This window comes from Streptomyces lydicus (genome assembly GCF_001729485.1).
Classification (GTDB): domain Bacteria; phylum Actinomycetota; class Actinomycetes; order Streptomycetales; family Streptomycetaceae; genus Streptomyces; species Streptomyces lydicus_D.
In genome coordinates, this window is sequence record NZ_CP017157.1 from 2,386,046 (window position 1) to 2,401,859 (window position 15,814).

Genomic DNA, 15,814 nt, shown 5'->3' on the forward strand with positions numbered 1-15,814 from the left:
TCCCGCCCTTCGGCGTTGGTGGGGGTGGGTCAGGCGGTCGGTGCGTAGCGGGCGATGGGGTTCCGGAGGGTGCCGATGAGCTGGAGGGCGCCCGCGGGGTCCTGGAGGTCGACCATCTGCTGGTTGTTGCGCAGCTGGAGGCGGTTGAGGCAGGACAGCGCGAACTCGTCGGCGAACATGTCGTAGCGGGCGAACTTGTCGGCGAGCTGCGGGTTGGACTTCTGGTAGTCGGTGACGCAGGCGGCGACCGTGCGCCAGAAGGTGTCCTCGTCGAGGACGCCGCGGTCGGCGAGGGTGCCGGACAGGAAGCGGAAGAAGCAGTCGAAGACGTCGGTGAAGACGGACAGCAGCTTCTTGTCCTCGGGGACGTCGGCACGGATGCGGGCGACGGCCGGCGGCAGCACCGCGTCCGGGTCCATCACCGCGATCTCCTCCGCGATGTCCTTGAAGATGACGCGCTCGACGGCGCCGTCCTCGATGACCAGGATGGCGTTCTCGCCGTGCGGCATGAAGACCAGGTCGTAGGCGTAGAAGGCGTGCAGGACGGGGGTGAGGTAGCCGTCGAGGTAGCGGCGGAGCCAGACGGCCGGGTCGAGGCCGGATTCCTCGATCAGGGCGGCGGCGAAGGAGCCGCCGTCGCGGTCGGTGTGGAGCAGCGAGGCCATGGTGGCCAGGCGCCGGCCCGGTTCCAGGGTGGGGACGGGGCTTTCCCGCCAGAGGGCGGCCAGCATCTTGAGGTACGGGGAGCCCTTCTCGGTGGCGGCCTCGTACTGGCGGTGGTGGTAGCCGATGGCGGCGCGCTCGCGGATGATCGAGAAGCGGGCGGCGCGGAAGGTGTCGTCGGCGTCGATCAGCCGGGCGAGCCAGTCGTTGATGGCCGGGGTGGCTTCCATGTACGAGGCGGACAGGCCGCGCATGAAGCCCATGTTGAGGACCGAGAGCGCCGTTTTGACGTAGTGCTTGGCGGGGTCGGTGGTGTTGAAGAAGGTGCGGATGGACTGCTGGGCGAGGTGGTCGTCGTCGCCGGGGCCCAGGCACACCAGGCGCTGCCGGGCGACCTCGGCGGCGAAGGTGACGGAGAGCTTGTTCCACCACTGCCAGGGGTGGACGGGGAAGAGGTAGTAGTCGTCGGGGGCGAGGCCGAGGGCGGTGAGGTCGGCGGCGAAGCGGGCGCGGGTGGCGTCGCCGAGTTCCGCGCGGATGAGGGTGTCGTAGTCGAGGCCGGCGCCGGCGGTGAAGGTGGCGTGGTCGCGGCGGGCGGCCAGCCAGATCAGCTTCAGGGGGCTGGCGGTCTCGGGCGCGTAGGCGTGGTACTCGTGGATGCCGAAGCCGAGCCGGCCGTTGTTGGCGACGAAGCAGGGGTGGCCCTCGGTCATGCCGGTCTCGACGGCCTGGAAGTCCGACGTGGCCAGCTCCGCGGCGGTGGGGGCCGGTCCGGCGAGTTTGTAGGCGGTGCCGGAGAGGGTGGAGCTGATCTCCTCCAGGTAGACGGGGAGGATGCCGGCGGTCAGGCCCAGGGAGTCGCGGAGTTCGATGAAGAACTCCAGGGCGTCCAGGGGGAGTTCGGCCTGATCGCGGTGGCGGGTGATGCTGTCGGGGTCGACCTGCCAGTGGTCGAGGGCCTGTCTGCGGGCGGTGAAGCGGTACTCGGTGGCGCCGTCGTCGCTGCGTACCGCGTAGTGGCCGTCCCGTGGCAGGCGTGCGGGGGCGAGCAGCCGCTCGTGGGCGAACTCGGCGAGGGCCTTGCGGATCAGCAGGCGGTTGGCGCGGGCCCACAGTTCGGGGGTGAGGTGGGCGACGGCTTCCTGGGCGGTCGGCCGGGTGCCGGCGGCGGTCATCGGTGGTCTCCTCGGGTGGCCAGGAACTGGTCGCGGGTGCAGGTGCTGAGGTACGCCTCTTTGGAGGGGAGCGAGACGGTGCGCCGGACCTCGAAGCCGACGGCCTTGTTGAGGGCGTGGACGCCGGTGTTGCGGGCGTCCGGCTCGACGACGACGCGGCGGTTGGCCGGGTCGGCGAAGAGCATCTCCATGACGGTGGTGATCACCGCGCGGGTGAAGCCGTGCACGGGGGTGCCGGTGGGGGCGCACAGGAAGTGCATGCCGACGTCGCCGGGCTCGGCGGTGTGGACGCCGACCAGCTCGCGGTGGGCCGGGTCGTAGCGTTCCATCAGGAAGGCGGGGGTGCCGTTGTGCAGGCCGAGGAAGGCGTCGTGGAAGGGGTCGGCGTCGATCCGCGCGAACTCCTTCTCGACGGCGGCCCGGTCGTAGTCCTGCATCAGCCAGAAGACCGCTTTGGGGTGGGTGACCCAGGAGTGCAGGAGCGCGGCGTCCGCTGCGGGGTCCACCGGGCGGAGGGCGAACTCCCCCAGTGCGGGGTCGGTGCGGGTGAAGACGGGGGCGGTCATGCGGATATCTCCAGGGGGTGGTGCGGGCCGGCCGGGGCGGCGAACTCCTGGAAGGCGATGGCCTTCTCGACCGGGTAGTACTCGCGGCCGAGCAGCTCGCGGATGATGCAGGAGTTGCGGTAGGCGGCCATGCCGAGGTCGGGGGTGACGAAGCCGTGGGTGTGCAGCTCGGCGTTCTGCACGTAGATGCCGTGGCCGGTGGTGTCGATGCTGTAGTTGCGGGCCACGTCGTAGCGGCCGGCGTCGTCCCAGGCGATGCGGTCGCGGACCGGCTCCAGGAAGTCCGGTACGCGGTAGCGGTAGCCGGTGGCGAGGATCAGGCCCTGGGTGTCCAGGGAGAAGTCGGTGCCCTGTTCCTCCTGGCGCAGGCCGAGGGTGTAGGTGCCGCTGGTCTCGTCGTAACGCGCCGTGTTCAGGGCGGTGTTGGTGAGGAGGCGGGTGGGCACCGGGCCGGCGAGGTTCTTCTGGTAGAGCAGATCGAAGATGTCGTTGATCAGCTCGGAGTCGATGCCCTTGTAGAGGTGCTTCTGGTCGGCGTTGAGCCGGTCGCGGGTGGCCGGGGGGAGGGCGTGGAAGTAGTCCACGTACTCCGGTGAGGTCATCTCCAGCGTGAGCTTGGTGTATTCGAGGGGGAAGAAGCGCGGGGAGCGGGTGGCCCAGGTCAGGTGGTAGCCGTGGCTGTCGATGTCCTGGAGGAGGTCGAAGTAGACCTCCGCGGCGCTCTGGCCGCTGCCGATCAGGGTGATGCTCTTCTTGGCCTGGAGGGTGGCCTTGGCGTCCAGGTAGTCGGCGTTGTGCAGCAGGTCGCCGCCCAGGCCGCGGCAGGCGTCGGGCAGGTGCGGCGGGGTGCCGGTGCCCAGGACGAGCTTGCGGGCGCGGAAGGTGCGGCGGTCGCCGGTGGGGAGGTGCTCGGCGTGGACGGTGTAGACCTCGTCGCGCTCGTCGTACTCGACGGTGGTGACCTGGTGGGCGAAGCGGACGGAGTCGAGCTTGCCGGCCGCCCAGCGGCAGTAGTCGTTGAACTCGGCGCGCAGCGGATAGAAGTTCTCGCGGATGTAGAACGGGTAGAGCCGCCCGGATTCCTTCAGGTAGTTGAGGAAGGAGAACGGGGAGGTGGGGTCGGCGAGGGTGACCAGGTCGGCCATGAAGGGCACCTGGAGGTGGCTGCTCTCCAGCATCATGCCGGGGTGCCAGTCGAAGGACGCCTTGTTGTCCAGGAACAGGCCGTCGAGGCCGTCGATCGGCTCGGTCAGGCAGGCCAGGCCCAGGTTGAACGGGCCCAGGCCGATGGCGATGAAGTCGTAAGGGGCGGACACGGGGGTCTCCGGGGTTCGGCTCAGGGGACGGGGAGGGGCGCGCTCGCGGGCGCCGGCGCGGCGCGGGCGGCGGGCTGCGCGCGCGGGGTCAGTGCGCGCTGAGCGCCGGGCGGGGCTGCGCGGCGAGGAAGGTGCCGGCGTGCTCGGCGATCAGGTCGAGGACGGTGGCGATGTCCTCCAGCGTGGTCTCCGGGTTGAGCAGGGTGAACTTGAGGTAGTGGCGGCCGTCGACCTTGGTGCCCGCGACGATCGCGTCGCCGGAGGCGAACAGGGCCTCCCGGGCGTGCAGGTTGACCCGGTCGGCGAGCTCGGGGTCCGCGTCGCCGGCGGGGACGTAGCGGAAGACCAGGGTGCTCAGGCTGGGTTCGACGACGACGTCGAAGCGGGGGTCGTCGTGGAGGAGTTTCCAGGCGTCCGCGGCGCGGTCGATGACCTCGTCGAAGAGTTCGCCGACGGCCCGGGCGCCCATGATGCGCAGGGTGAGCCAGAGCTTGAGGGCGTCGAAGCGCCGGGTGGTCTGGATCGACTTGTCGACCTGGTTGGGGATGCGCTGCTCGGCCATCCGGCGCGGGTTGAGGTAGTCGGCGTGGTAGGTCACGTGCCGGAGGGTGGTCCGGTCGCGGACCAGGAAGGCGCTCGAACTGACCGGCTGGAAGAAGGACTTGTGGTAGTCGACGGTCACCGAGTCGGCGCGCTCGATGCCGTCGAGCAGATGGCGCCGGCGGGAGACGAGCAGGCCGCAGCCGTAGGCGGCGTCGACGTGCATCCAGGCGCCGTACCGCGCGCACAGCTCGGCGGTCTCGGGCAGCGGGTCGATGGAGCCGAAGTCGGTGGTGCCGGCGGTGGCGACGACGGCCATCGGTATCAGGCCGTCGCGGCGGCAGCGGGCGAGTTCGTCGGCCAGGGCGTCGGCGCGCATCCGCTTGTGGTCGTCGGCCGGCACGGTGAGCACGGCCTCCGCGCCCATGCCGAGGAGGGTGGCGGCCTTGCGGATGCTGAAGTGGCTGCACTCGGAGGTGAGGATGCGCAGCCGGGGCAGCACGTCGGTGAGCCGGGCGTCGGAAGGGGTGCCCTCGCGGGCGAGTTCGCGGCGGCACGCCTCGTCCCGGGCGAGCAGCATGGCCTGGAGGTTGGACTGGCTGCCGCCGCTGGTGAAGATGCCGTCGGCCGATGCGCCGAGGCCGATCCGGCCGGCCGTCCAGTCGATCAGCCGGCGCTCGATGAGCGTGCCGCCCGCGCTCTGGTCCCAGGTGTCCAGGGAGGAGTTGACGGCCGTGAGCACGGCCTCGCCGACCAGGGCGGGGATCACCACCGGGCAGTTGAGGTGCGCGAGGTAGCGCGGGTGGTGGAAGTAGACGGCGTCGCGGAGGTAGACCTCTTCGAGTTCGTCGAGCGCGGCGGCCGCGTCGTGCAGCGGTGCGTCGAGGTCGACGGCGGCGACGGTGGGCGTGAGGCCGTCGACGGAGATGCCGGTGAACGGGCGGGTGGTACCGGCGATGGTGGCGCTGACGCGGTCGACGCTCTCGGTGAGCGCGCGGTGGTAGCGCTGGGCCGTGCCGTTGTTGAGCAGATATGTCCGGCTGTCGGCCGGGTCCTCGGCGGCGTGCGCGAGGAGAGTCATGAAGGTGTCCTCCCTGGTGCGGACTTGACCACGTCCTGCGCAGGGTGAAATGTGCGCAGGGGCAGGGAGACCCGCCCGCATGACGTAGTGAGGTAAGCCTAACCTAACTATCGCCCTGAGGGTGAGTGTGGGGTGCCGTTCGACGGCACCCCGTTTCAGTTGTCGTCGTCCAGGGTGCGCAGGACGAGGCCGGTGGCCGGCTTGGGGCCGAAGGACGTGGACTTGCGCGGCATCGTCACGCCCATTTCGGCGAGTTGACGGACCGTCTCCTCCGACGTGGCGCGCATCAGCACCGCCGTCCCGCCGTGCCGGGCGGCCTGCTCCACGGCGGCCTCGGCGTGGTGCAGGTAGCTGATGTCGGACGGGTGGTCAGGAATGCGCCAGACCTCGTCGAGCAGGACGGAGTGCAGCACGGTGGCGTCCAGTCGGCGCCATTCCTCGGGGCGGTCCCGGCGGATCGCGCGGTCCAGCAGCCCGGGGTCGGGACGGTCCAGGAGGTGGAAGGTCTCCCGGCCGCCGGCGAGGACGAAGGCCGTGCCGGGGGTCTCGTCCAGCGTCCGCAGGGCGGCGGACAGCCCGCCGCGGAGCGTACGGGCGCGGAAGGCGCCGGCCAGGTCCGTCAGTGCCTTGGCGGTCGGCAGGTGCGGAAGGACCCGGTGGATCGCCCGGACCTGGAGCGGGTAGCGGGCGGTGTCGACGAGCAGCACCAGGCCGGAGGCCCACGGGGAGTCGGCGGTGGCGCCGGGCCGCTGCTCGTACAGCCGCCGGTAGGTCGCCCAGCGGTGGTGGCCGTCGGCGATCAGGGCCTGCCGGCGCGAGAGGTCGTGGTCGACGGCCGCGAGGTCGCCGGGGTCGGTGACCGCCCACAGGCGGTGGGTGAAACCGTCCTCCGTGGTGGTGGCCAGCAGCGGGGGGCCCGCCACGGTGCGTTCGATGACCGCGGTCGCGCCGTTCGCGCCGTTCCGGCCACGGTAGGAGAGCAGCAACGGCTCGAAGTTTGCGGCCGCCGCGCGCATCAGGGCCGCCCGGTCCTCGACGACCTCGGGGATCACGTCCTCGTGCGGCAGCACCGGCCCGTCCAGGCACAGCGCGCCGATCAGCCCCCGCTGCAGCACGGCGCCGGCGCGCTGCTCGTAGACGTACAGCGCGGGCTCGGCGTCCTGGGTCAGCACGCCCTCGGCGCGCCAGTCGCGCAGGGTGTCGGCCGCCTTGCGGTGGCGGGTGGCGGGGTCCGCGGCGTGCGGCAGGATGAGCCGGACGATGTTGTACGGATCGGCGGTCTCCAGATGGCGCACGCCCTCCGGCCGGACCACCACGTCGTACGGCGGTGAGGTCACGGCGGTCAGGCTGCCGACCCGTTCCGGGGCGTAGCGCAGTCCGCGGAACGGGAGGAGGCGGAGGCCCTCGGCACTGGTCATTGAAGAATGCTATGCCGCCGGGCCGATGAGGGAAGATCGGGGGACAGCCTGAGGTTGGCTGGAAATACGGGTAGGCGCGAGGTTCGGGCCGCGGAGCCCCGGCGGAGCGGCGGATGCGCCCTTGCGGTGCGCGCCGGAACCTCCGTCTGCCACCGGGATGCGAGGAGCGAGACGGCATGAACGAGCAGGTGCGCAGTCGGCCCGACGGGTGCCGGCGCCCGCTGAGCGAGGCGTACGACACGGCGCTGCTGGATCTGGACGGGGTCGTCTATGCCGGCGGGCAGGCCATCGCGCACGCCGTGGAGTCGCTGACCACCGTCCGCGACGGCGGGATGCACCTGGCGTACGTCACGAACAACGCCGCCCGCACCCCGCAGGCCGTCGCCGACCAGCTGACCGGGTTCGGGCTGCCGACCGGTGCGGACGAGGTGATCACCTCGGCGCAGGCGGTGGCCCGACTGATCGCCGAGCAGGTGCCGGCGGGCGCGCGGGTGCTGGCCGTCGGGGGTGAGGGGCTGGTGGTGGCGCTGCGCGAGCGGGGTCTGGAACCGGTCTTCTCCGCGGACGACGAACCGGCCGCCGTGGTGCAGGGCTTCGACCCGACGCTGGACTGGGAGCGGCTGGCCGAGGCCGCGTACGCGGTGCAGCGCGGGGTGCCGTGGTTCGCGTCCAACACCGATCTGACCATCCCCAAGGAGCGTGGCATCGCCCCCGGCAACGGTGCGCTGGTGGAGGTGGTGCGGACCGCCGCGGGCGGGACGCCGCAGGTGGCCGGCAAGCCGCTGCCGCCGATGCACCGCGAGACGGTGCTGCGCACCGGCGCCCGGCGGCCGCTGGTGATCGGCGACCGGCTCGACACGGACATCGAGGGCGCCCACAACGGCGCGGTCGACTCGTTGCTGGTGCTCACCGGCGTCACCTCGCCCGCCGCGCTGCTCGCCGCCCCGCCGCAGCACCGCCCGGCGTACGTGGACGCCGATCTGCGCGGGCTGCTCGCGCCCCAGCCGGAGGTGACCGCGGACGACGGTGGTTTCCGGTGCGGCGGCTGGCGGGCCGAGGCGGCCGGGGACACCCTCGTCGTGGACGGCGAGGGCGCGCCGCTGGACGGGCTGCGGGCGCTGTGCGCGGCGGCCTGGACGGCGGCGGGCACCGGCAGTTGCCGCGCGGACGCGGGGAAGGCGCTGGCGCGCCTCGGGATGTGAGGAGCGACCGGGGCCCCGGACCGTACGGGGCTCCGGCGCGGGGCGGCGGCCCGGAGCCCGCGGTGCGCGGGGGCCCGGCGGGCCGGCGGAGCCGCGGCGGCGGACGGCTCAGTCCTCGGCGGCCGCCGCGGCGCCGGCCGTGAGCTCCGCGAGCAGGTCCTCCTCGCAGGCGCCGCGCCGCCAGTAGCCGGTGAACTTCACGGCCCTGCGGTCGAATCCGCGCTCGCCGACCAGGTGCCGGCGCACCGCCTTGACGGTTCCGGCCTCCCCGGCGATCCAGGCGTAGGGCGTGCCCTCCGGCAGCTCGGCGGCGCGCAGCGCGTCGAGCACCGGCGTGCGGTGCGCGGCGTCCGCCGCGTCCCGGACGAGCCAGCTGACGTCGGCGTCGGCGAAGGTCGGCAGCTGTCGGCGGTCGCCCTCGTGACCGGTCTCGATCCAGACCTTGGCCCGGGTGCCGGGGGAGAGCCAGGCGAGGATGCCGGCGACGGCGGGCAGCGCCGTCTCGTCACCGGTGAGCAGGATCCAGTCGGTGCCGGGCGGCGGGCGGAAGTCGACGCCGCCGTTGTCCTCCACGGCCGGGGCGAGGACGGTCAGCCGGTCGCCGGGGCGGGCCCGCGCGGCCCAGCGGGAGGCGGGCCCGCCGGTGGTCACGGCGGCCCCCGGCTCGGCGCCGTGCAGCGCGAAGTCCACGTCGAACTCGCCCAGGTGCGGGCGCTGTTCGCGGATCGTGTACGAGCGCATCACCGCGCGCTCGGCCGGGTCCTGGGCCCGCCAGGCGGTGTACCAGCCGTCGCCGGTGTCGTGGAGGAGCGGCCGGTTCTGGTGGGGCTGCGGGAGGAACAGCTTGAACCGCTGGTCGCGACCGCCGGACGCCAGCTCCGCCAGGCGTTCGCCGCCGAAGGTGACCCGCAGCATGGAGGGGCCGAGCCGTCGGGAGCGTACGACGTGCACGTCGAAGAAGCGGAACGGTGCGGTGGCGGGGGCGGCGGTCGTGGTCATGCGGAGAACCTCCCGGGGCGGTGGTGGGGTCGGGGTGCCGCGGTGGGAGGCGTGGGCCCGCCTCCCACCGCGACCGTTGTGGCGTGCGTCAGTTGACCTTCTTGGCCGTCTCGATGGCCTTGGTCAGCGACTCCAGGAGCGGTGCGGCGCCCGCGTAGGAGAAGCGCGGCTCGCTCGACCAGGGGGTGATCTGGCCGGCCTTGACGGCGGGCAGCTTCGTCCAGGAGGGCTTGGCGGCCAGTTCCTTGGGCTGGAGGGTGGCGGTCCGGTTGTCCAGCAGGAGCACGTCGGCCTTGTACTTGTCGGCGTTCTCCCAGCTCAGGCTCTCGAAGTAGCCGCCCTTGTCCAGGTGGTCGGGGACGATCAGGTCGACGCCGAGGGACTTGTAGTACATGAGGTCGGCGTTGATGCCGGGGTTGGAGGCGTAGAAGAGGTCGGGGCTGCCGGAGCAGGCGAGCACCTTGACCGGGTGGGACTTGGCGGCCTTGCGGAGCGCCTCGGACGCCTTCTCGAAGCGGGCCTTGGCGTCGGTGACCTTCTTGGCCTTGAGGTCGGCGCCGAGCGCCTGCGCCAGCTCGGCGTAGCGCTCGATGATCCTGGCGAGCGGGACCCGGGAGGACGTGATCGCGACGGACGGGGCCAGTGCCGTGATCTTGTCCTTGCTGTCGTCCGGGACGAACCACAGGGCGCCCGGCTCGTACATGTTGGTGACGAGCAGATCGGGGCGCAGCGCCGCGTACTTCTCCACGTTGAACTGGTTGTAGGCGTTGCCGATGACGGTGACCTTGTCGACGTCGAGGTCACCGGCCTGCGGGTCGGGCTTGCCGTTCTTGAGCTTGGTGGGTCCGAAGACGCCGACGATCCGGTCGTCGATGCCGAAGTCGTGCAGGGCGGCCGCGGTGCCCGTGAAGGCGACGATGCGCTGCGGGGTGCTCTTGAGGGAGATCTTCTTCCTGCGGTCGTCGGTGAAGGCCCACGGGCCGCCCTCGGCACCGCCGTTGGCGCCTGCCGAGCCCTTGTCCCCACCGCACGCGGCGAGCAGTGCGCCGATGCCGAGGGCGCCGCCGGCGGCCAGGATGCCGCGACGGGAGGGGGATACGCTTCGGGAGGTGCTCATGGTGGATGCGCTTCTCTCTGGGAGGAGGGCCTGCGGTCGAATGTGAGGGTAGGCTAACCTAACCAACGTGTTGGTTGACAGTCCCCCCGAAGCAACAACTGCCCCGGCCCCCGCGGCATCCCGGCGGCGGCATGTCCTGCGCTCCGCCGGACTGGTCGCCTCCGTGGCCGCACTGGCCGTCATCGCCGTCCTCGGCATCGCCGTCGGCGCCAAACAGATCCCCCTCGACCAGGTGTGGCACGGGGTGTTCCACTACTCCGGCAACGACACCGACGTGGTCGTCCACGACGTGCGCATCCCCCGCACCCTGCTCGGGCTGCTCGCCGGCGCCGCGCTGGGACTGGCCGGCACGGTCATGCAGGCGCTGACCCGAAACCCCCTGGCCGATCCGGGAGTTCTCGGCATCAACGCCGGCGCCTCGGCCGCCGTGGTCTCCGCCATCAGCTTCTTCGGCGTCACCTCGCTGACCGGATACGTCTGGTTCGCGTTCGCCGGCGCCGCGGCCGTCTCCGTCGCGGTGTACGTCCTCGGCGGCACCCGCAGCGCCACCCCCGTGCGGCTCGCGCTGGCCGGCACCGCGCTGTCCGCCGTCCTCGTCGGCTACATCAACGCCGTCAACCTGACGGACACCGCCGCGCTGGACAAGATGCGCTTCTGGACGGTGGGTTCGCTGGCCGGCGCCACCATGCCGACGGTCGACCGGATCGCTCCGTTCCTGATCGTCGGCGGCGTCCTCGCGCTGCTGATCGCCCGTCCGCTGAACGCCATCGCGCTGGGCGACGACCAGGCGCGGGCCCTGGGCGCGCGGCTGACCCGCACCCGGGTGCTGGCCATGGTCGCCGTCACCCTGCTGTGCGGCGGGGCGACCGCGGCCTGCGGCCCGATCGTCTACGTCGGCCTGATGGTCCCGCACGTCGTACGGGCCGTCACCGGGCCCGACATGCGCTGGATCCTGCCGTACTCGGCGGTGCTCTCGCCGGTCCTGCTGCTCGGCGCGGACATCCTCGGCCGGGTCGTGGCCCGGCCCGGCGAACTCCAGGTCGGCATCGTCACGGCCGTCGTCGGCGGCCCGGTCTTCATTCATCTCGTACGGCGTCGGAGGATGGCCCAGCTGTGAGTGAGCGGAACGAGCGCACCGGTCAGAGGTACGTACCGAGCACATGCGAGGCGTCGGCATGAGGGCGAACAGCAAGCCCGGGCAGGGCACGGGGCGGGCCGGGACGCTGCGCACCGGGGGCGGACTCTCGCTGCGCCTGGACCGGCGCGCCGTCGTCGTCGGACTGGTGCTGCTGGCGCTCGCGCTGGCCGCCGGTGTCGCGCTGATCGGATCCGGCGACTACCCGCTGACGCCGGCCGAGGTCATCGCCACGCTGACCGGCGGCGGCGACGCCGGGCAGACCTTCGTCGTGCAGGACCTGCGGCTGCCGCGGGTGCTGGTGGGGCTGCTGGTCGGCGCCGCGTTCGGCACCGCCGGAGCGGTCTTCCAGACCGTCTCCCGCAACCCGCTGGGCAGCCCGGACGTCCTCGGCTTCGCCCAGGGCTCGTCCGTCGGCGCGCTGGTCGCCATCGTCTACTTCCAGGCCGGGACCGTCGCGGTCGCCGCCGGGGCGGTCGCCGGCGGCCTGGCCACCGGACTCGGCATCTTCCTGCTCGCCTGGCAGCGCGGCATCCACGGCTACCGCTTCGTGCTCGTCGGCATCGGCGCCAGCGCGATGCTCTACGCGGTGGTGCTCTACCTCATGACCAAGGCGAACATCGTCGAGGCGACCCGCGCCACCACCTGGATGACCGGCTCCCTCAACGGCCGCGACTGGGACCAGGTCTGGCCGCTGGCCGCGGTCTGCGCCGTCTGCCTGCCGCTGGTCCTGCTGAACGGCCGGCCGCTGCGGATGCTGGAGATGGGCGACGACGCCGCGTACGCGCTCGGCGTACGGGTCGACCGGGTGCGCGTCCTCGTGCTGCTGGCCGCGGTCGTGCTGGTCGCGGCCGCCACCGCGGCGGCCGGACCGATCTCCTTCGTCGCCCTCACCGCACCCCAGCTGGCCCGCCGGCTGACCCGGTCGCCCGGCCCCAACCTGCTGCCCGCCGCCCTCATGGGGGCGCTGCTGCTGGTCGCCGCCGACTGGGCCTCGCAGCGGCTCTTCGGCGCCGACCAGCTGCCGGTGGGCGTCCTCACCGGCGTGCTCGGCGGCGGCTACCTGCTGTGGCTGCTGGCCACCGAGCGGAAGGCGGGCCGGGTATGACGGCGGGCCGCCGATGAACGGCGCGCCGCGGCGCCCGGCCGCCCGGCGCCGGCCGGGCCACACCAGCACCACCACAACCCCAGGAGTCCTTGAAGTGAGCCGTCTCACGGCCGAGAACGTCACCCTCGCCTACGACCAGCGGGTCATCGCCGAGAACCTCTCGGTCGCCGTCCCCGACCACTCCTTCACCGTCATCGTCGGCCCGAACGCCTGCGGCAAGTCGACGCTGCTGCGGGCACTGTCCCGGATGCTCAAGCCGGCGGCCGGCTCGGTACTGCTGGACGGCGCCGCGATCTCCTCGCTGCCGGCGAAGAAGGTCGCCAGGACGCTGGGGCTGCTGCCGCAGTCCTCGATCGCCCCGGACGGCATCACCGTCGCCGACCTGGTCGCGCGCGGCCGCTATCCGCACCAGGGGCTGCTGCGGCAGTGGTCGGCCGACGACGAGCGGATCGTCCAGGAGTCGATGGCGGCGACCGGCGTCGGCGAGCTGGCCGACCGCTACGTCGACGAACTCTCCGGCGGCCAGCGGCAGCGGGTGTGGATCGCGATGGCGCTCGCCCAGCAGACCCCGCTGTTCCTCCTGGACGAGCCGACGACATATCTGGACATCCAGCATCAGATCGAGGTGCTGGACCTGTGCGCGGACCTCCATGAGGAACAGGGGCGCACGCTCGTCGCCGTGCTGCACGACCTCAACCACGCCGCCCGGTACGCCACCCACCTCATCGCCATGAAGGGCGGCGAGATCGTCGCGCAGGGCGCCCCCGGTGACATCGTCACGGCCGAGCTGGTGGCACGCGTCTTCGGACTGAAGTGCCAGGTCATCGACGATCCGGAGACCGGGACGCCGCTGGTCGTGCCGGCCGCCCGCACGCCGCGCGGCAGCCGGCGGACGGCCGACGCGGCGACCTGAGACGTACCGGGCGGGTGGCCGTGACGTACCGGGCGGGTGGCTACAGCAGCGACCGGAGCCGCAGCAGGTCGCGCAGGCCGGCCTCCAACTTGACCCGGCCGCTGCCCCAGGCCCGGGCGAAGTTCAGCTGCCCGTCTACCAGCGCGATCAGGTCGTCGCCCGTCATGGTCAGCCGGATCTCGGCCTTGTGCGGCGGCGGCCCGGGGACCGAGGTCACCTCGCGCAGGGTGCCCCCGGCCAGCCGCCCGAGGAACGACACGTCGAGGTCCGTGATCCGGCAGCTGAGCGAACGGTCGAGGGCGGCGGCGCCGCGGGCCTCGCCGTCGGCCGAGGACAGGTTCTGGGCCAGCCGGTCGAGCGCGGCGCGGCACTGTTCGAGGGTTGCCATCGTGAGCGACGATACGCCAGGTCGCGGGCGGCTCGTTCGCGCCCGGTGCCGCCCGCCGGGGTAGCGTCGGGGACATGGAAGAGCCGACGTCCGGACCGCAGCCGGAGACCCCCACGGAGGCCGGGCCCGGGCCCGGTCCCGCCGCCGACCCGCGGTCCGCGGAGCCGGCCGGGCCCGACGAGCCGCGGCCGCTCGGGGTCGGGACGACGCCCACCGGGCAGGCCGAGGTCGACGCCCGGCTGCGCCGCCTCGCCGATGCCGACCACCTGCCGTCGAGCGGCCACCTGCAGGTGTACGAGGATGTGCACCGGGGGCTGCGCGAGGTGCTGGCCGGTCTCGACCGGCACCCCGGGCCGCCCGCCCCGTCCCCGACCCCGCAGACGCACGACAACAGGAGCTGAACCACAGGTGGCAGGTGTGGCACGACGCCGACTCGACGCGGAGCTGGTGCGCCGCAAGCTGGCCCGTTCGCGCGAGCACGCGAGCCAGCTGATCGCCGCGGGCCGGGTGACCGTCGGCGGCGCGACCGCGACCAAGCCGGCCACCCAGGTGGAGACCAGCGCGGCCCTGGTCGTCCGCGCGGACGACAGCGACCCCGACTACGTCTCGCGCGGCGGCCACAAGCTCGCCGGGGCGCTCGCCGCGTTCGTCCCGCTCGGCCTGGCGGTCGAGGGCCGGCGGGCACTGGACGCGGGCGCCTCCACCGGCGGCTTCACCGACGTCCTGCTGCGCGCCGGCGCGGGGCACGTGGTCGCCGTCGACGTCGGCTACGGGCAGCTCGCCTGGTCACTGCAGAGCGACGAGCGGGTCACCGTGAAGGACCGCACCAACGTGCGCGAGTTGACGCTCGACCAGGTCGACGGGCAGCCCGTCGACCTCGTCGTCGGCGACCTCTCCTTCATCCCGCTGGGCCTCGTGCTGCCCGCGCTGGCCGGCTGCGCGGCCCCGGACGCGGACCTCGTCCTGATGGTCAAGCCGCAGTTCGAGGTCGGCAAGGAGCGGCTCGGCAGCGGCGGAGTGGTGCGCAGCGCGGCGCTGCGCGCCGAGGCGGTGTGCGCCGTCGCGCGCCGGGCGGCCGAACTGGGACTTGGCGTACTTGGAGTAGTTGCCAGTCCGCTGCCTGGACCTTCCGGGAATGTCGAGTACTTTCTGTGGCTGCGCGCCGGGGCGCCTGCACTCGACCCGGCGGATGTCGACCGTGCAGTGGCGGAGGGGCCTCGTTGACCACTAACCAGGCAGTTGAAGGCAGCGCAGCACACGGGAACACGGGTGCCGCGCGGACGGTTTTCCTGCTCGCACACACCGGCCGCCCCGCGGCCATCCGCAGTGCCGAACTCGTCGTCCAGGGCCTGCTGCGCAGCGGGATCGGGGTGCGGGTGCTGGCGGAGGAGGCCGCGGACCTTCCGCTGCCGTCGTCGGTCGAGCGCGTCGCGACCGAGCCGTGCGCCGCCGAGGGCTGCGAACTGCTGGTCGTCCTCGGCGGGGACGGCACGCTGCTGCGCGGCGCGGAGTTCGCCAGGACGTCCGGCGTCCCCATGCTCGGCGTCAACCTCGGCCGGGTCGGCTTCCTCGCCGAGGCCGAACGCGACGACCTCGACAAGGTGGTCGACCGCGTCGTCACCCGCGCCTACGAGGTCGAGGAGCGGATGACGCTCGACATCCTGGTCCGCACCAACGGCAACGTCGTGCACACCGACTGGGCCCTCAACGAGGCGTCGGTGGAGAAGGCGGCGCGGGAGCGGCTGCTGGAGGTCGTCACCGAGGTCGACGGCCGGCCGGTCTCGCGCTTCGGCGGCGACGGCGTGGTCTGCGCGACCCCGACCGGCTCGACCGCGTACGCCTTCTCGGCCGGCGGCCCGGTCGTCTGGCCCGAGGTCGAGGCCCTGCTGATGGTCCCGATCAGCGCCCACGCCCTGTTCGCCAAGCCGCTGGTCACCTCGCCGCGCTCGGTCCTCGCGGTCGAGGTCCAGCCCAGTACCCCGCACGGGGTGCTGTGGTGCGACGGCCGCCGCACCGTCGAACTGCCCGCCGGCGCCCGCGTCGAGGTCCGTCGCGGTGCCGTACCCGTACGGCTGGCCCGGCTGCACCACGCGTCCTTCACGGACCGGCTGGTCGCCAAGTTCGCGCTCCCGGTGGCGGGGTGGCGCGGGGCGCCGCACTAGGGGGTGTCCGACCCCGACCCGCCGGGCAGGC

The 15,814-nt window shown here is 72.9% G+C and carries 15 protein-coding genes; 7 read left to right on the plus strand and 8 right to left on the minus strand.

Annotated features, from left to right (window positions below; genetic code table 11):
• Positions 1-29: 29 nt before the first annotated feature.
• The 5 genes from SL103_RS10265 to SL103_RS10285 form a co-directional block, all read right to left on the minus strand.
• A complete protein-coding gene (locus tag SL103_RS10265; protein WP_069568499.1) occupies positions 30-1,838 on the minus strand; it encodes an IucA/IucC family protein in 1,809 nt (602 codons plus the stop codon).
• Positions 1,835-2,404 carry a GNAT family N-acetyltransferase gene (locus SL103_RS10270; RefSeq protein WP_069568502.1) on the minus strand — a complete coding sequence of 190 codons (570 nt, stop codon included), beginning with the start codon at positions 2,402-2,404 and terminating at the stop codon, positions 1,835-1,837. The genes SL103_RS10265 and SL103_RS10270 overlap by 4 nt, the downstream gene beginning before the upstream one ends.
• On the minus strand, positions 2,401-3,720 hold the full coding sequence (locus SL103_RS10275) for a lysine N(6)-hydroxylase/L-ornithine N(5)-oxygenase family protein (RefSeq protein WP_069568504.1): 1,320 nt from the start codon (positions 3,718-3,720) through the stop codon (positions 2,401-2,403). The genes SL103_RS10270 and SL103_RS10275 overlap by 4 nt, the downstream gene beginning before the upstream one ends.
• A gap of 88 nt (positions 3,721-3,808) precedes the next feature.
• Complete coding sequence (locus SL103_RS10280; RefSeq protein WP_069568505.1) at positions 3,809-5,341, minus strand: pyridoxal phosphate-dependent decarboxylase family protein; 1,533 nt, start codon at positions 5,339-5,341, stop codon at positions 3,809-3,811.
• Between the two features lie 155 nt (positions 5,342-5,496).
• On the minus strand, positions 5,497-6,759 hold the full coding sequence (locus SL103_RS10285; RefSeq protein WP_069568506.1) for a DUF1015 family protein: 1,263 nt from the start codon (positions 6,757-6,759) through the stop codon (positions 5,497-5,499).
• A 176-nt stretch (positions 6,760-6,935) separates the two neighbouring features.
• On the opposite strand from SL103_RS10285, the gene SL103_RS10290 reads away from it, so the two are divergent.
• Positions 6,936-7,961: an HAD-IIA family hydrolase gene (locus SL103_RS10290; RefSeq protein ID WP_069568512.1), complete on the plus strand. Its 1,026-nt coding sequence runs from the start codon at positions 6,936-6,938 to the stop codon at positions 7,959-7,961.
• 108 nt (positions 7,962-8,069) lie between these two features.
• On the opposite strand, the gene SL103_RS10295 is transcribed toward SL103_RS10290, so the two are convergent.
• Together SL103_RS10295 and SL103_RS10300 are read right to left on the minus strand one after the other, a co-directional pair.
• Positions 8,070-8,960, minus strand: coding sequence for a siderophore-interacting protein (locus SL103_RS10295; protein ID WP_069568514.1), 891 nt, complete (start codon positions 8,958-8,960; stop codon positions 8,070-8,072).
• A gap of 88 nt (positions 8,961-9,048) precedes the next feature.
• Entirely contained in the window at positions 9,049-10,077 is a 1,029-nt protein-coding gene (locus tag SL103_RS10300) for an ABC transporter substrate-binding protein (protein ID WP_069568516.1), read from the minus strand.
• Between the two features lie 67 nt (positions 10,078-10,144).
• Here SL103_RS10300 and SL103_RS10305 point away from each other — a divergent pair, with 67 nt between their 5' ends.
• From SL103_RS10305 to SL103_RS10315, 3 genes are all read left to right on the plus strand, one after another.
• Entirely contained in the window at positions 10,145-11,194 is a 1,050-nt protein-coding gene (locus SL103_RS10305; RefSeq protein ID WP_069568518.1) for a FecCD family ABC transporter permease, read from the plus strand.
• A gap of 58 nt (positions 11,195-11,252) precedes the next feature.
• Positions 11,253-12,320 (plus strand): FecCD family ABC transporter permease, encoded by a 1,068-nt coding sequence (locus SL103_RS10310; RefSeq protein ID WP_079146206.1) that lies wholly within the window; start codon positions 11,253-11,255, stop codon positions 12,318-12,320.
• 94 nt (positions 12,321-12,414) lie between these two features.
• Entirely contained in the window at positions 12,415-13,233 is an 819-nt protein-coding gene (locus tag SL103_RS10315; protein WP_069568519.1) for an ABC transporter ATP-binding protein, read from the plus strand.
• A 40-nt stretch (positions 13,234-13,273) separates the two neighbouring features.
• Here SL103_RS10315 and SL103_RS10320 read toward each other — a convergent pair whose 3' ends face one another.
• The gene (locus SL103_RS10320; RefSeq protein ID WP_069568520.1) at positions 13,274-13,621 is read right to left on the minus strand and encodes a sterol-binding protein; all 348 of its coding nucleotides are present in this window, start codon (positions 13,619-13,621) and stop codon (positions 13,274-13,276) included.
• Positions 13,622-13,695: 74 nt separating this feature from the next.
• Between SL103_RS10320 and SL103_RS10325 the strand changes: the two genes are divergently transcribed.
• The 3 genes from SL103_RS10325 to SL103_RS10335 are packed head-to-tail and all read left to right on the plus strand — an operon-like array spanning position 13,696 to position 15,783.
• Positions 13,696-14,022: a hypothetical protein gene (locus SL103_RS10325; RefSeq protein ID WP_069568521.1), complete on the plus strand. Its 327-nt coding sequence runs from the start codon at positions 13,696-13,698 to the stop codon at positions 14,020-14,022.
• A 7-nt stretch (positions 14,023-14,029) separates the two neighbouring features.
• Positions 14,030-14,845, plus strand: a complete 816-nt coding sequence (locus SL103_RS10330) for a TlyA family RNA methyltransferase (RefSeq protein WP_069568522.1) — start codon at positions 14,030-14,032, stop codon at positions 14,843-14,845.
• Positions 14,842-15,783 (plus strand): NAD kinase, encoded by a 942-nt coding sequence (locus tag SL103_RS10335; RefSeq protein WP_079145675.1) that lies wholly within the window; start codon positions 14,842-14,844, stop codon positions 15,781-15,783. The genes SL103_RS10330 and SL103_RS10335 overlap by 4 nt, the downstream gene beginning before the upstream one ends.
• The last annotated feature ends 31 nt before the right edge of the window (positions 15,784-15,814 follow it).

Excerpts from the sequence above, each read along its gene's own strand:
- SL103_RS10285 (WP_069568506.1), bottom strand. The coding sequence starts at position 6,759 with ATGACCAGTGCCGAGGGCCTCCGCCTCCTCCCGTTCCGCGGACTGCGC.
- SL103_RS10280 (WP_069568505.1), bottom strand. The coding sequence starts at position 5,341 with ATGACTCTCCTCGCGCACGCCGCCGAGGACCCGGCCGACAGCCGGACA.
- SL103_RS10290 (WP_069568512.1), top strand. The coding sequence starts at position 6,936 with ATGAACGAGCAGGTGCGCAGTCGGCCCGACGGGTGCCGGCGCCCGCTG.
- SL103_RS10295 (WP_069568514.1), bottom strand. The coding sequence starts at position 8,960 with ATGACCACGACCGCCGCCCCCGCCACCGCACCGTTCCGCTTCTTCGAC.
- SL103_RS10320 (WP_069568520.1), bottom strand. The coding sequence starts at position 13,621 with ATGGCAACCCTCGAACAGTGCCGCGCCGCGCTCGACCGGCTGGCCCAG.
- SL103_RS10325 (WP_069568521.1), top strand. The coding sequence starts at position 13,696 with ATGGAAGAGCCGACGTCCGGACCGCAGCCGGAGACCCCCACGGAGGCC.
- SL103_RS10300 (WP_069568516.1), bottom strand. The coding sequence starts at position 10,077 with ATGAGCACCTCCCGAAGCGTATCCCCCTCCCGTCGCGGCATCCTGGCC.
- SL103_RS10270 (WP_069568502.1), bottom strand. The coding sequence starts at position 2,404 with ATGACCGCCCCCGTCTTCACCCGCACCGACCCCGCACTGGGGGAGTTC.
- SL103_RS10265 (WP_069568499.1), bottom strand. The coding sequence starts at position 1,838 with ATGACCGCCGCCGGCACCCGGCCGACCGCCCAGGAAGCCGTCGCCCAC.
- SL103_RS10310 (WP_079146206.1), top strand. The coding sequence starts at position 11,253 with ATGAGGGCGAACAGCAAGCCCGGGCAGGGCACGGGGCGGGCCGGGACG.